The sequence below is a fragment of the Maridesulfovibrio sp. FT414 genome (assembly GCF_050916235.1).
In the GTDB taxonomy this organism is placed as follows: domain Bacteria; phylum Desulfobacterota; class Desulfovibrionia; order Desulfovibrionales; family Desulfovibrionaceae; genus Maridesulfovibrio.
Genome location: NZ_CP104854.1, coordinates 2,005,244 through 2,019,217, shown reverse-complemented (window position 1 = coordinate 2,019,217; position 13,974 = coordinate 2,005,244). Strand labels below are relative to the sequence as shown.

General features: G+C 48.3%; 11 protein-coding genes. 5 read left to right on the top strand and 6 right to left on the bottom strand.

Going from position 1 to position 13,974, the window contains the following annotated elements; all coding sequences use genetic code 11:
• Positions 1-177: 177 nt before the first annotated feature.
• Positions 178-2,721, top strand: coding sequence for a cache domain-containing protein (locus N7E73_RS08980; protein WP_432738724.1), 2,544 nt, complete (start codon positions 178-180; stop codon positions 2,719-2,721).
• 4 nt (positions 2,722-2,725) lie between these two features.
• Here N7E73_RS08980 and N7E73_RS08975 read toward each other — a convergent pair whose 3' ends face one another.
• The 3 genes from N7E73_RS08975 to N7E73_RS08965 all read right to left on the bottom strand — a co-directional run bounded on the left by N7E73_RS08975 (position 2,726) and on the right by N7E73_RS08965 (position 6,985).
• Entirely contained in the window at positions 2,726-4,138 is a 1,413-nt protein-coding gene (locus tag N7E73_RS08975; RefSeq protein ID WP_432738723.1) for a sensor histidine kinase, read from the bottom strand.
• 130 nt (positions 4,139-4,268) lie between these two features.
• Positions 4,269-5,744, bottom strand: a complete 1,476-nt coding sequence (locus N7E73_RS08970; RefSeq protein WP_432738722.1) for a sigma-54-dependent transcriptional regulator — start codon at positions 5,742-5,744, stop codon at positions 4,269-4,271.
• A 74-nt stretch (positions 5,745-5,818) separates the two neighbouring features.
• A complete protein-coding gene (locus tag N7E73_RS08965) occupies positions 5,819-6,985 on the bottom strand; it encodes a lysylphosphatidylglycerol synthase domain-containing protein (RefSeq protein ID WP_432738721.1) in 1,167 nt (388 codons plus the stop codon).
• 190 nt (positions 6,986-7,175) lie between these two features.
• Between N7E73_RS08965 and N7E73_RS08960 the strand changes: the two genes are divergently transcribed.
• The 3 genes from N7E73_RS08960 (at position 7,176) to N7E73_RS08950 (ending at position 9,873) form a co-directional block, all read left to right on the top strand.
• Complete coding sequence (locus N7E73_RS08960; protein WP_432738720.1) at positions 7,176-7,631, top strand: MarR family winged helix-turn-helix transcriptional regulator; 456 nt, start codon at positions 7,176-7,178, stop codon at positions 7,629-7,631.
• A 130-nt stretch (positions 7,632-7,761) separates the two neighbouring features.
• The gene (locus N7E73_RS08955; protein ID WP_432738719.1) at positions 7,762-9,186 is read left to right on the top strand and encodes an MFS transporter; all 1,425 of its coding nucleotides are present in this window, start codon (positions 7,762-7,764) and stop codon (positions 9,184-9,186) included.
• Positions 9,187-9,873, top strand: coding sequence for a 16S rRNA (guanine(527)-N(7))-methyltransferase RsmG (locus N7E73_RS08950; RefSeq protein WP_432738718.1), 687 nt, complete (start codon positions 9,187-9,189; stop codon positions 9,871-9,873).
• 62 nt (positions 9,874-9,935) lie between these two features.
• Here the strand turns inward: N7E73_RS08950 and N7E73_RS08945 are convergent, their stop codons facing one another.
• The 3 genes from N7E73_RS08945 to N7E73_RS08935 all read right to left on the bottom strand — a co-directional run bounded on the left by N7E73_RS08945 (position 9,936) and on the right by N7E73_RS08935 (position 13,284).
• Positions 9,936-10,166: a transposase gene (locus N7E73_RS08945; protein WP_432738717.1), complete on the bottom strand. Its 231-nt coding sequence runs from the start codon at positions 10,164-10,166 to the stop codon at positions 9,936-9,938.
• A 199-nt stretch (positions 10,167-10,365) separates the two neighbouring features.
• Complete coding sequence (locus tag N7E73_RS08940) at positions 10,366-12,033, bottom strand: FAD-dependent oxidoreductase (RefSeq protein ID WP_432738716.1); 1,668 nt, start codon at positions 12,031-12,033, stop codon at positions 10,366-10,368.
• A gap of 216 nt (positions 12,034-12,249) precedes the next feature.
• Positions 12,250-13,284 carry an elongator complex protein 3 gene (locus N7E73_RS08935; RefSeq protein ID WP_432738715.1) on the bottom strand — a complete coding sequence of 345 codons (1,035 nt, stop codon included), beginning with the start codon at positions 13,282-13,284 and terminating at the stop codon, positions 12,250-12,252.
• Between the two features lie 162 nt (positions 13,285-13,446).
• On the opposite strand from N7E73_RS08935, the gene N7E73_RS08930 reads away from it, so the two are divergent.
• A complete protein-coding gene (locus tag N7E73_RS08930) occupies positions 13,447-13,869 on the top strand; it encodes an HIT family protein (RefSeq protein WP_432738714.1) in 423 nt (140 codons plus the stop codon).
• The last annotated feature ends 105 nt before the right edge of the window (positions 13,870-13,974 follow it).

Genomic DNA, 13,974 nt, shown 5'->3' with positions numbered 1-13,974 from the left:
ACAGAGCATCCGGAGGACTCATTTGTGGAGCCAATGAATTATAATATTATGTTTTAACAGGTTTTTATGACTGCAAGCTGAAGCATTTTTCTTTTACCATCGGTTGTTAGTGTGCTAAAGTTAAGCAAAATGTAATCCTTGATAGCTGAAAAAAAGCACAATAATTCTGGAGAATTCATGTTTAAATCAATGCGGGCAATCATTTTGCTGTTTGCAGCCGGGCTGGTGATAATGACCACAGCCTCGTTGACTTTCTTTGCCCAGCATGAGGTTACCAATGCGGTATACGTGACAGAATTCAATCATGCTCAGGAGTTGATTGATTCAACATTGCTTAACGTTTCAACAGAATATCAAAGTCTTGTATATTTCAGGGAAGCTGCAATTGAGCTTCGTAAAAATGAATTGAAGGACATAGTAGAGATAGCCTTAAGCATTGTAGAACTTAATTATCAGAATTATGAAAATGGAATTATTACTGAGGAAGAAGCAAAGAAGATAAGCCTTCAGCAGCTTAAAGGCATACGTTACGATAAAGGTGTAGGGTATATTTGGGTTACTGATACAACAATTCCTATACCTAAAATGGTTATGCACCCCACAATGCCAAATCTTGAAGGAGCTGTACTTGACGACCCTATTTATAACAGTGCGCAGGGAACAGGTAAAAACCTCGCTGTAGCCTTCCGAGAAGTCTGCGCAGCTTATGGTAGCGGATATGTTGACTATCTATGGCCAAAACCGCTTCCGGATGGTTTAAGCGAAGAGCAGCCCAAACTATCTTATGTCTCTCTTTTCAAGCAATGGGACTGGATTATCGGTTCCGGGGTTTACATGGATGATATCGACAAGGATGTTGATAAAAGGTTGGAGGCCATCCTTGATGAACTCCGCAACAGTCTCTCCAGTATAAGAATCGGTAAAAGCGGATATGTATTTATTTTTTCGGGAAAGAAAGAGCTTCTTATTCATCCGTCATATCGTGGGAAGGATGTGAGTACACTGGTTAACCCTGAAACCGGGAAGCCTTTGTTTGATGAATTGAGAAAAGCTGCGCACGAGACCGGAATTCATGAGTATATATGGGATAAGCCCAATACAGGGATTGGTAATTTTTCGTTTAGGAAAAGAGCGTATGTCAAATATTTCGAGCCTCTTGACTGGTACATATGTGCATCCGTCTACAAGGATGAGCTTAAGCAGCCCGGACAGGAACTGCGCAGTCAGATAATAATGCTCTCAGTGGGAGTGCTGGCTCTGGCGCTTACATTCGCCACCATTCTGTCCAGCAGGATTGTCCATCCGCTCCTTAAGCTTACTGCCGGGGCCCGTGATGTCCGTGAAGGCGGTGTTACAGCGGCAGATATACCTGTTGAAGGGCCTACGGAAACACGGGAGCTTGGAATTGTTATCAATGAAATGATCAATTCCATAAAGGCCGGGATGGATGAAAAGGAGAAGCTCCTGAAGGCTCTTGAAATGGGCAATCGTGAACTTTCTGCTGCCAATGACCAGCTTGAGACTGAGATTACCGAGCACGACAAGGCCCGTCTGGAACTCTTACGTCTTCGCAACCACCAGAAGAACATACTTGATTCCATGCCTTCAATACTTGTCGGTGTCGATGCAGGAGGGGCGATTAATCAGTGGAATGCCGGAGCTGTCAGGGCAACCGGCCGCAGTTATGAAGAAGTGCGTGGAATGAAGCTAGAGGATGTTTTCCCTGAGCTTGCGGCAGAGCTTGAACGTGCCCGTCCCGTAATAATCGAAGGCAATACCGAGGAGCGCATTCGTGTACCGCGTATGATAGATGGGGAAATGCATTACGAGGATATAACCATCTACCCTCTTATAACTGATGGTCTGGAAGGGGCTGTTGTAAGGCTTGATGATGTTACTGCCAGGGTTCGCATTGAGGAGGTGATGGTTCAGACTGAAAAAATGATGTCTGTAGGCGGTCTGGCTGCGGGAATGGCCCATGAAATAAATAATCCGCTCGGGGCAATCCTTCAGGGTGCACAGAACATTGAACGCAGGCTTTCATTGAAATTGAAAAAGAATGCGCAGGAGGCTGAGAGGCTCGGTGTTTCCATTGAAACCATTCATGAATACGTGGAGGTTCGCGGAATACTCAAGATGCTGGATGGAATAAGGGAAGCAGCATCCAGAGCTGCTGATATTATTGCCAATATGCTTAATTTCAGTCGTAAGCCGGAAGTGCACAGAACTTCATGCAAACTGAACGAACTGGCCGATAAAGCTGTTGCCCTTGCCGCGCAGGACTATGACCTGAAGAAGAAGTATGATTTCAGGCAGATTGAAATCATCCGTGAATATGATGAAGATCTTCCATACGTTATCTGCTCGCCTACCGAGATTGAGCAGGTGCTGCTGAATCTGCTCGGCAACGCCGCTCAGGCGATGCACAACATGACCGCAGAAAATCGGAATCCAAGAATTGTGATCAGGATCAGCCAGGACAGAGAATACGTTGTAACTGAAGTAGAAGACAACGGTCCGGGAATGGAAGATTCTGTACGCAGAAGGGTTTTTGAGCCGTTTTTTACCACCAAGCCCAAGGGGATGGGAACAGGGCTCGGTATGTCTGTTTCATACTTCATAATAACCGAAAACCATCAGGGCAGCTTCAGTATTGAGTCTAATCCGGGTCAGGGAGCCAAATTCATATTCAGGCTTCCGTCAAATTCCGGAGCTCTATGATTATCTAGATAAAAATAAGTATAGAAGTTCCTTCTTCAGCCGTGCTTTCCATGTGTATATCCCCACCATGGGCCTTTGCTATGAGCATGGCTGAGTATGTACCGAGGCCGGTTCCACCTTTCTTTCCATAAGTGACATATTTATCGAAAAACCTGTCCCTGATTGCCTGATGGACTTCTCCGGGATTATGAATCTTGATCCTGATTCCGTTTCCGTCAGCGAAATCAATGCAGACCTCACTGTTCTGCGGAGCTGCTTCAATACTGTTCTTTACCAGGTTTGCAAGCATTGAAAAAAGCAGCAGCTCCTCCCCTTTTACCAGAAAAGTGTGGCCCCCTGATGGAGGTTGCCCGTTTACTGTGACTTTAAATTGAATCTTCTTTGATTCAATCATTCCAAGCAGGTCAAGCCTGATTTTTCCTGTCAACCGCAGCAGATCAACCTGATCCGGTTTCAATATGTAGTTACCAGATTCCATGCGGTAGATGTCATAAGATCTGTTTATGAGCCCAAGCATCCTGTAGCCGGCATCCTGAATTGTTTTTATCAGCTCAGCCCTGCCAGGATCATTTTCAGATGAAAGAAGAATCTGGGGAAGGTTGATGACGGCGTTAAGCGGTGTTTTCAGGTCGTGTCTTGTTATTCTATCCACGTCCTGCCTGAGAAGAGCGGCTCGCTGGTGACTGATGACATTAATTATTGTTGATGCAAGGGAACTGCTGAAGTGCTCCAGAAAGTCTGTTCCCATTTCCGGGTGATAACGGTCTGTAGAAGGGTCGTAGATGGAAAAAAGTCCGATCAGTGTATCTGGGCTGTACTTGTCCATTAATCCGAAGGCAAAGCATGATCCGTCAATTGCAGGAGACATGTCCTGATCGCCGAAGAATATGTCCGGGCGCATCATCTTGGAAATCGGGCCGATGAAAATTCTGTTTTTGCTGCTGCTGAGTGTTGCATCAATATAACGCATGCAGCCTTTCATATGGAGTGTTGGTGTTTCTCCAACCGGAATTCCGGAACACAGTTCTCTGTCAAGAACAACTGAAACCTTGAAAACATCCAGTTCCACGGCGATATTCTGCAATAATTCCGGGAGTTCGGCGATTGATTTCAAGCTGTTCATGTACTGCTGTGTGGTGCAGAATTTCCTGAAGGTACGAATGTTCGAATTATAGGCGGAAAGAGTTTCCTTCAGCCTGTGTTCAAGTTGTTCAGCCCGTTCCGTTATATCGCAGAGAGAATTGCGGGTATCGATCAGGGTATCTTCCTGATGCAGGCAGTTATCGCGGGAGAGGGCGTAATCCTCAAATATGGTCTGGGCAAGGCTGTCGGCCTGTTCCGAATTTCCATCCGTCACAAGCTGTTTCAACAGGTCCAGTTTTTCACCGAATCTTTTAAGGCTTGGCAGGTTCTCCATAAGTTTCCTTGAGTGCTCACAGGTGCTGAGGATTTGATTTACGAAAGAACATAACTGGATAAACACTATAAAAGCAACTTTCGAAGTGAACGGTTCCTGATAATTATATAGTAAACTCTTTTCAGGGCGGTCAGTCGAGGATGAATTTTTTCCTTATGTCGTATTTCTTGAGCAGTGCGTATAGCCGCGACACGGAGATTCCTGCAGTTTTTGCAGCTTCATTCATATTCGCCCTGCAGTGCATTATCAGACTTTCAAGATAAAGTTTTTCAGCCTGTTCCAGTGCCTGATCTCTGTAGTCCTTTAATTGCGGGAAAGGAGTTGTATTGCTTCTGGTAGGAACATAAATTTCCTGACCATGATTTATGTTCTTGTTTTTTTTGAACTTGTTACCCTGTATCACTGTCAGGGTATTTCTGCTTTCAGTACTTGGCAGAACGGTAGCCTGCGCAGCGGCAACACGTACTTTTACAGGAAGGTGAATGGGCAGAAATTCGCCTGCCGCGGTATTTGCAGTAAACACCTGTTCAAGAACATTAAACAATTCCCGCACGTTTCCGGGCCAGGAATAGAATTTTAGTGTGTTCAGGAATTCTTCTGAAATTGCAATCGGTGATGCTCCGAAATCAACTGCCAGTTTGTTCAGGTAGTAGCGGGCCAGACTGGAGATGTCATCGCCTCTCTGCCTCAGAGGAGGTAGTTCTATGGTGAATGCCTGCAAACGGTAGAGCAGATCCTGGCGGAATCTCCCGGCCTGCACCAGGGCCTCCAGGTCGCGGTTGGTGGCAGCTACAAGCCGGAAATCGCTTTCAAGTTCTTCCTGACTTCCTACCGGACGATAGGTCCGTTCCTGAAGCACGCGCAGGAATGATTTTTGAAGCTGCAACGGCAGCTCTCCTACTTCATCAAGGAAAAGTGTTCCGCCGTCAGCTTTTGAGATCAGTCCCTTCTGGGATTTGTCGGCACTGGTAAATGCCCCGCGTTCATGCCCGAAAAGAATGGATTCTACGAGATTTTCCGGGATTGAAGCACAGTCGACTATGACGAACTGGCCAGTGCGTCTTGAGCTGTTATCATGTACGGCCCGTGCAAACAGTTCCTTGCCTGTACCGGTTTCTCCAAGCAGGAGTACCCCGACATGGCTTTCCGCTGCCTTGGCTGCCTGATCCAGACAGCGTATTATTGAGGTCGACCGCCCTACTATGTTATGATGTCCGAGTTTCGGTCTGGATGCCTGTTTTTCAGTTCTGTACTGCAGCACACGTTGCATGTGCAGCAGGTAGTCCTCAACACTTGCCGGTTTGGCAATATAGTCCCAGGCTCCGGAGTTGATGGCCAGTTCCGCTCCTTTGGAATCTCCTTTTCCGGTGATGATGACAACTTCGGGGCAGTTGCCCAGCTGTTGAAGTTCCGGGAGTGCGTTCAGGCCGTTTCCGTCGGGAAGAACAACATCAAGAAACACAACATCAAAGCGCTCCTCACGGGCCAATGCCATTCCCTCCTTGAGGGTAAGGGCATTTTCACCGTTGTGATTGAGCTCTTTTGCTATGTCTACCAGCAGCTCTCCTATGAAAGGATCGTCATCAATAACAAGAACGTTTGCCATTCTATATCCTGTGTAATTTGATGATATATATTATATAATCGTTGGTTGATTATGTAAGCAGTTGAGCATACGTTTTATTGGGAGGCAACCTTTTTTGTTCCCGGATTTATCAAAAACGGTATTGCGGAAAGACTGAACAAAGTCGTCCAGATGCGGTGCATCAGGTAGATGGAGGCTCCTGCTTTTACTGTATTGGCTGAAGCAAGAAGCAATAGAGTTTCAAATGCTGCTTCGTTGACTCCAAGACCGGCCGCTGGTGCTGGAATTATTCCGGCAAGGAATGCAAGCGGGGCAGAAAAGAATATTTGCGAAAAATCAGGTACAGCCGGAAGGTTCTGGGCCATGGCGAAAAGGTACAGCGCAACAATAAAGAGCATGTGCTGTAGTGCGGTTATGGCTATTGTAGCGGCAACTACTTTCGGGCATTTCCGGAAAACCAGCAGCGCTGAAATAAATTCCCCTGCTTTGGTTCCGAGTACGGAGCCGCGCAGAATTTTCTCACGGATATAGCCTCCTTCCAGCAGTTCCGGGGCCACCAAGGGTGCAGCCAATGCGGAAATTGAAACAATCAGCAGAACTGGACCGACTTCGTTTCCCAGAAAATTTGAGAATCCTCCCGTACACATTATAGATGCCAGTACCGGAAAGATGGCCCCTGTTATGAGGGCGGTCTTTCTGCTTTTGATCAGGGAAAGAAGTCCAAGAAAAAAGCCCAGCCAGAGACCGCTCAGCAGGGTCAGCAGAGGGATGGCTATCAGTCGCAGGGGCGCTGATGATTCCACAAGCGACCAGTTCAGGATCATTCCGATTCCGGCCAGCATGAACAGGCCCATGATACCTATGAACCGGTCTACAATGATGGCGGCACCGGCCCCGGTGCGGTTTCCGGTTGATTTAATTGTGTAGAAGTACCGCGCCACATCACCGCTTGCCGGTCCGAGAACACACTGGGTAAAAAAATACATGATAGCACTTGCCTTTAAGCTATCGGCAAGAGACATGGATACCCCGCTTCCGTTGATAAGCTCCCTGTACCGTACCCCGCTGAGGATCATTGCAGCCAGCAGTGCCGCTGCGCCGGTAATGAGCATGTGGATGCGGCCGTGTGGAACGTACAGATAGTCGAGTTTTATGCTTCCTGATCCGATCAGCCACCAGATCAATCCGGCGGCCAGCGCCAGCCGTGCGGCATTTGCCAACAGGGCCGAGAATCGGCTTTTGTGCTGTTGAGGATAGTTCAAATTCCAGTCCTTAATGTGATTTCTTTTTATTTACCGGTTTTGCAGAGCATAAGCAATAAAACCGCTCTCAGAACAGTTTTTCCAGCGGGCTGTGTATTGACATGCGGAGGAATGATATTTAGTTGTCTCGTCAACAGTTGATAAGTCAACAGTTGACAGGTCAACATAATCGTCGACATTGGAGGTAGTGGTGTCGAGACAAGCTTCATTCGGCTACATGGTTTCCCAGATGGTCAGGCTTCATAAGTCGGTTCTTTCTGACAAATTGGAAAAATTCGGTATCACTTACTGCCAGATAGGTTTCATAATGCAGGCGGTACGCCATCCGGGAAGGACGCAGGATGAGATTTCCACTGTCCTGAGTGTAGACAAGGGAGCTACGGCAAGGGCTGTGGCAAGGCTTGAAAAAGACGGGTTTATTTACAGAGAGGAAAACCCTGAGAATCGTCGCCAGAAACTGGTATATCCTTCGAAAAAATCATTGGCTGTATTTGATGAGTTGCATTTAGTTCTTAGGGAGAGCAATGAACTGATGTTAACAGGTCTCAGCCTCGGAGAAAGAGAAGTTCTGTTAGACCTTATAACCAGAATTATCGACAATTGCCGGGAACGTCTGGATATGCCCAGGGTCTGGGAAATCCTCTGATTATGGAATGTTATGTTGTTTTGTCCGCATATAATTTTTCAAGAGTTCGGAGAACTTTTCGTATAATAATATTTCCCTGTATGATCCATGAAGGACATTCGGAAACAAGGCTGAGCCGGAGAGGCTGGCTATGAATGAATCAAAGAAAAAAGCAGTAATATTCACGGTGGCAGTAACCCAGTTTACCATGCCGTTCATGTTTTCCGCAGTGGGAATTACTTTGCCGGTCATGGGCATGGAGTTCGGTGCCAGCGGATTGGATTTAAGTCTTGTTGAATCAATTTACATCGGCAGTGTGGCGGCCTTACTGCTTCCTTTCGGCAGACTGGCCGATATGCACGGGCGGCAGCCCATGTTCAGGCTGGGGGTGCTGCTTTACGCAATAACCACCTTCCTGCTGGGTTTTGCCCATAATATTGAGACAGTAATCCTGCTGCGCATGGCCCAGGGTATTTCCGGGGGCATGGGGATAGCAACCAACATGGCTCTGCTGACAGATTCAGTGCCAAAGGAGGAACGCGGGCGGGCCATGGGGCTGGCTGTTGCCGCCGTATACGTAGGGCTTTCCGCCGGTCCGTATGTCGGAGGGCTGGTTACCACTCATTTAGGCTGGCGCTGGCTGTTCTGGCTTGGAATGATTCCGCTGGGAATATCCTATATTGTTGCCCATCTTAATCTGGAATCCAGATTCCGTGCTTCTGCGGAAAAATTCGATTATTTCGGCAGTGTTGTTGTGGCCTTGTCTGTCGCGGCAATTGTATTCGGCGGAACAAGCCTGGGTTCCGGATGGTTCGGCCCGTTGCTGCTGATTGCAGGGATTCTGGGGTTCGGGCTGTTTGTCTACATGCAGAACAGGTCTGCGTCTCCGCTTATCGAGCTGACAATTTTCAAGGAACGGCTTGATTTTTCTGACGCGGCACTTGTGCAGTTCATCAACTACGCTGGAACATTTGGTATAGTATTTTTGTTCAGCCTTTATCTTCAGTCGGTAAAGGGTTTTTCTCCTCATGATGCCGGTCTTGTGCTGGTGGTTCAGCCGATTGTACAGGCCCTGCTGTCTCCGCCCTGCGGCAGGCTGGCAGACAGGTTTTCACCGCGTCTTCTTGCCCTGCTTGGAATGCTTGCCTGCACAGTTGGAACAATCATGGGAGCTCTGGTAACGGCCGATACTGACATCAGCTATCTCTATGTCATGTTCGTCGTACTGGGTATCGGTTTCTCACTCTTCTCTTCCCCGAATATGATGATCCTGATGTGCAGTGTTCCTCCGTCCCGCTTCGGCTTTGCTTCCTCTGTGGCCGGCGGACTCAGGACTCTGGGGATGGTCTTCAGTATGGTGATAATTGCCGTATGCATCTCCACGATAATGGGCAATGCTCCGGTAACACCTGAATCTGCCGCAGGATACCTGAGTGTAATGCACATTTCGCTGATAACCCTTTCCGGGCTTTGCGTTGTTGCAGTGCTGCTTTCGATCCGTTCCCTGCTGCGCAAGTCCTCTGTTGCCAAGGAAACCCTTTGTGTGCAATCTGCCGGGAACAGTGAGGAGGGATAAATGACCGAAACAGCAATGAGTATTGAGGATATTATCGAGGCCGCAGATCAATCCGGAAGACCGCTTGTCCAGGATGACTGTCTTGATGATGATTTCCGTTCAACCGAAGGTCAGGCACAGGCTCTTGCCGAGTATCTGACCCTGCTTGAAAAATGGAATAAATCCATGAATCTGGTCGGTCCTGCCGGTTGGGAGGAGGTCTTCAGCTCTCTGGTTGCGGACAGCCTGCATCTGGCTGATTTCCTTAACTCCCTTGACCTTGCTGAATCACCCGTAACCCTTGATCTTGGTGCCGGTGCCGGGCTTCCGGGTATTCCCCTGCGCTGTGTCTGGCAGAAGGGAATATATAATCTTGTAGAGTCGCGCCAGAAACGTTCGATATTTATGCGGACTGCCCTGCGGGCCATGAAGCTGCCCCGTACTGAAGTGTTCCAGTGCCGGGCTGAAAAAATACCCCCGAAGCTGCTTCCCGCAGACCTTATATTGAGCAAGGCTTTCATGCCTTGGAAGGATCTGCTTCCTTTTGTTGATCCGATGCTGTCCCCTACCGGGCGGGTGGTGATCCTGTCCAATGATCCTGCACCGGCAAGCGGAGAAACGGAACTTCTGGGCTTCAAGGTTGAAAAATCCCTGAAGTATCGTGCCGGAGATAAAGAGCATTACTCCTGGTCCCTTGTCCGGGTGTAGTATGATTTCGAGAGGCTTGCGGGCTGATATGTAATGTGCTTTTGATGATCTAAATTTGCCTCCTACAGATCAGGGACACGCTCTATCTGTTCTCGCCGTGGATGATCACCCTTGCCACGACCATCTTCTAACGATTCACCACGTTGAACTTTGCCAACCCAATCCCGCAAAGTTCTATCATCAGCTATGCCTAAACGGGCACACACCTTACGTAGACTTTCATCACCATTAATATATTGCTGGGCAGCTTCTTTCTTAAATTCAATAGAATATGAATTCCTTGTTTTGCTCATAGAAATACCCCATCAGGTTAAAGGTTTAACCAGCCTAAAGCGGCTTATTAACCTTGTCCACCTGATGGGGTGCATACCATATTCTGCAATGATGCTGAGGTATTAAAGTTTCCACCGGTGAACCTGAGTGAAAGAGAAGGGGTAAGTCACCGGAGTGACAAATCAAAAGTTCCCCTCAGGTCGCCAGGAGCATTAAGAATTACCAGATATTCTTGGGCAGTGGCTTAACCTCTTCAAACATGCGGGTAAAATCGTCAAAAGCGGTCAAGGCAGCAGCAGCGCCCTGTCCGGTTGCAGTTATGATCTGCCGGACACCGCCGGTTACGTCCCCGGCAGCATAGACCCTCTCCACACTGGTCCGCTGACTTGGATCGACCTTGATAAACCCGTCCGGCCGCAATTCAACACCAAGCTTTTCAGCCAGCGCGGTGTTTGCTGTATGGCCGATCGCCACAAAGACAACATCGGTATCCAGAGTTAATTCGCTGCCATCCTTGGTGTTTCTGATCTTTGCTGATTCAACCTGCTCGTCGCCGACAATCTCAGTAATTTCGGAATTCCAGAGGACATTGATCCCTTCACGCTCTACCGAATCCTGCAGGACCTTTTCAGCCCGGAACTGATCTCGCCGGTGCACGATGGTGGTTTCAATTCCCAGATGCTTGAGGTGCAGGGCATCTGTAAGGGCAGTATTACCGCCGCCGACCACAACCGCCTTGCCGCCACGATAGAAATTTCCATCACATGTTGCGCAGTAGCTGACTCCGTGCCCGTAAAACTTGTCCTCTCCGGGAACATCCAGCATACGCACGTTTACTCCGGTAGCCAGCAGTACACCCTTGGCCCGGTAGTTCTTCTCATCAGTGAAGACCTCAAACCGCGAATTCTTGCGAATTTCCCTGACTTCGGCAAACTGGTTGATTTCAGTGTACTCCCTTGCATGGGAACCGAGTATTTCAACCAGCTCAAAACCTTTTATGTTGGTAAAGCCGGGATAGTTTTCCACCTTGGGTGTAAGGGCTACCTGACCGCCGACGCCCTGCTTTTCAAGAATAACACAGCTGAGCCCGCTTCTTTTGGCATAAATACCTGCACTCATGCCGGCCGGGCCGCCACCAATGATGACCAGGTCAATATCCTCAAATTCCGTTTCCTCAGGCTGAACCTGTCGCTGACGCATTTCCGCCAGAATTTCATCCAGTGGCTTGAGGAATACAAGCTGGGCCATGAACTGCTCTTCCGGCTCAAGTCCCTTGAATGTGACAGCATTATTGATGTCAGTATGGGGCACTGACCCGACCTTGTATTCGCGGGCCATATTTTCATTGTCGAGAGTGGATATGCACCATGCCGAAACCTTGTCGGGCTTTGCTATGGCTGCCTTGAAGGCATTAATGGCCTGTCCGGGGCAATAAGGGCAGGTCGGACTGGAAAAGACCCTTATCAACCTTTCGTCACTCAGTTTTCCAAGAATTTCGCTGGTGGTTGCAGATATTCCCTCTATCCCCTTGGAGGCAAGATTCAGAGATTCAACCAGAGCCCGGCCTTCTTCACCGGCCGGAGCACCGAGAAACCTGATGTCATAGCTTTCCGGGGCAACCAGTACCGTCGGGGTTACAAAGACTTCTCTTTCGCGCCCTCTTTCGCTGTCCAGCGCATATTCCCGCAATTCAATCCTGTCTGTAAGAACGTTGAGGGCTCGACAGATATTCAGAGTAAATTCATTATATTCATTGTGCGGGCCTTCTTCTGTGAAGACCTCTATGCTGACCTTTTCCTTGAATCCTGCAAACATCTTTTCAAGATACTTGCGGCTCTCGTCAGGAATGAAATTGCGATATTTTTCTTCGGCGGTCAGTGAACTCATATGGATTATCTCCTTCTTTGATTGAGCGGCCCATCCACTGCTGAAATTATAACCGGATGCGGGCCGGCTTGCTTCAATCGTAACTACAGTATTATTGAATATGACGTATTTTTCCGGTTCGGGGAAGGGCATGTTTCCAAAAAGATTGCCTTGAAAACAAAGTCTTATCAGGAATGGTTACTAAAATAAACAAAAATCGAGAAAAGAAGGGATCAATTATTCAAGAACAAAATGCGAAGACTCATGGAAAACGGTATTCTGTGGGCTAATTCCCATGGCTTCATAAGATACTTTCAAGCATCCTTTGTGTCCCCAGAATTCACCTGAATAGCGCTGGGGAACATAAAGATGCCGTCGGTGTAAATCCAGTGCAGCCAGCTCGGTACGAAGATAAAGGTAGAGGGCTCTGGACCTTACGGACTGTCCGAGGGCAGGGTGGTACGGCCCCGCGACAATGTTATCTTCAAGTCCTGCTTCATGGGCCACGCCCATGCGAATGACATGAATCCCGGACTTCCAGAGCCGCAGCAGGGCTGGAGCCAGTTCCTGCACCGTCTGCTGCAGGTCCCATGGGCGATACTTTCCTGCCAGATACAATTTCTCAAGGGCAGTCCCCCTGACAGTCAGGCAGGGATAAATCCGGACAGCATCCGGCAGCATTTCGATAGTACGGTCAATATCACGCTGAAAATCACCCTCGCTGGAACCGGGAAGTCCCGGCAGAAGCTGAACTACCAGTGAAAGCCCGCAATCACGGACTGTACGGCAGGCCTGCGCAGCAGCCTCCGGAGTATAATTTCGGGCCGACCTCTTAAGAGTCCGGGGGGCAAAACTCTGTATGCCCAGCTCAACCATATCAAGACCTGTAGCCTTGAGCTGCTCAAGCTCTTCTGGATTGATACAGTCCGGCCTGGTGGAAAAGCGCACTTTTGTAATAAAGCCGAACTTCTTGAATTCAGCAGCAAGCCCCATGAAACGCAGCTGCCACTCAAACGGCAAAGCAGTAAACGTCCCCCCGAAGAACGCCAGTTCCATGGGATTACGTCTCCCACTATTGAAAAATTCAGGAATATCACGACTAAGAGATTGATATATATCGCCTAAAGGCTTAGCACCTGTGCCGGTCTGCCTCTCCTGCGAACAATATACGCAACGGACAGGACACCCCATAAAAGGCATAAAAACCGGCCAGATACGAGATCGCAAATGGTCAGGTTCGGGATGGCTGAATGTCTTTATGGAAGCGCTCATGGGAGAAAATTGCTTAAATTGAACCTTTATTTAATAAATTAGCTTGATTAAAAAAAAATGCTCGGATAAATATTATGTAAAACTGTCTTTTACGGTCGTCTGATGCCCGTTTAAGGCGATTCATCGCAACATGCAACTAAAGAATAGCTATTGAAGTCTGCCATGAGTAACCAGGATTGTATTTTCTGCAAGATAGCCGCCGGGGATATCCCCTGCTTCAAAATATACGAAACAGAACACCTGCTGAGTTTTCTGGATATAGGCCCGGTCAATAAAGGGCATGCCCTTGTCATTCCCAAAGAGCACTATAAGAACATCTGGGATCTTCCCGCCGAACTGGGGGGTGAAATAATCACTGCAGCCCAGATGGCGGGTGATGCCATTGTAAAAGCGACCGGGGCTGACGGGCTGAATATCATCATGAATAATAACGAAGCGGCAGGGCAGCTTGTTTTTCATGCCCACCTGCACCTCATCCCCCGCTTCAGGGATGATGGATTCAAGCACTGGGCCCAGAGCCAGTATGACAATATGGATGAAGCCAGGGCTCTTGCCCAAAAGATAGAAAAGATGATAAAGGGATAAATTATTAATAGCTTATTCCTGACGATAACGCCTTACCTGAATCACCGCCTGTAGCTGACTGCAGGAAAAACACTAAACCCGCCGCCCCTGACCCCAGGGCCGGGG

Bases quoted from the DNA above. Each gene is read 5' to 3' on its own strand.
- N7E73_RS08980 (WP_432738724.1), top strand. From the start codon at position 178: ATGTTTAAATCAATGCGGGCAATCATTTTGCTGTTTGCAGCCGGGCTG.
- N7E73_RS08975 (WP_432738723.1), bottom strand. From the start codon at position 4,138: ATGGAGAACCTGCCAAGCCTTAAAAGATTCGGTGAAAAACTGGACCTG.
- N7E73_RS08970 (WP_432738722.1), bottom strand. From the start codon at position 5,744: ATGGCAAACGTTCTTGTTATTGATGACGATCCTTTCATAGGAGAGCTG.
- N7E73_RS08955 (WP_432738719.1), top strand. From the start codon at position 7,762: ATGAATGAATCAAAGAAAAAAGCAGTAATATTCACGGTGGCAGTAACC.
- N7E73_RS08950 (WP_432738718.1), top strand. From the start codon at position 9,187: ATGACCGAAACAGCAATGAGTATTGAGGATATTATCGAGGCCGCAGAT.
- N7E73_RS08945 (WP_432738717.1), bottom strand. From the start codon at position 10,166: ATGAGCAAAACAAGGAATTCATATTCTATTGAATTTAAGAAAGAAGCT.
- N7E73_RS08940 (WP_432738716.1), bottom strand. From the start codon at position 12,033: ATGAGTTCACTGACCGCCGAAGAAAAATATCGCAATTTCATTCCTGAC.
- N7E73_RS08935 (WP_432738715.1), bottom strand. From the start codon at position 13,284: ATGAGCGCTTCCATAAAGACATTCAGCCATCCCGAACCTGACCATTTG.
- N7E73_RS08930 (WP_432738714.1), top strand. From the start codon at position 13,447: ATGAGTAACCAGGATTGTATTTTCTGCAAGATAGCCGCCGGGGATATC.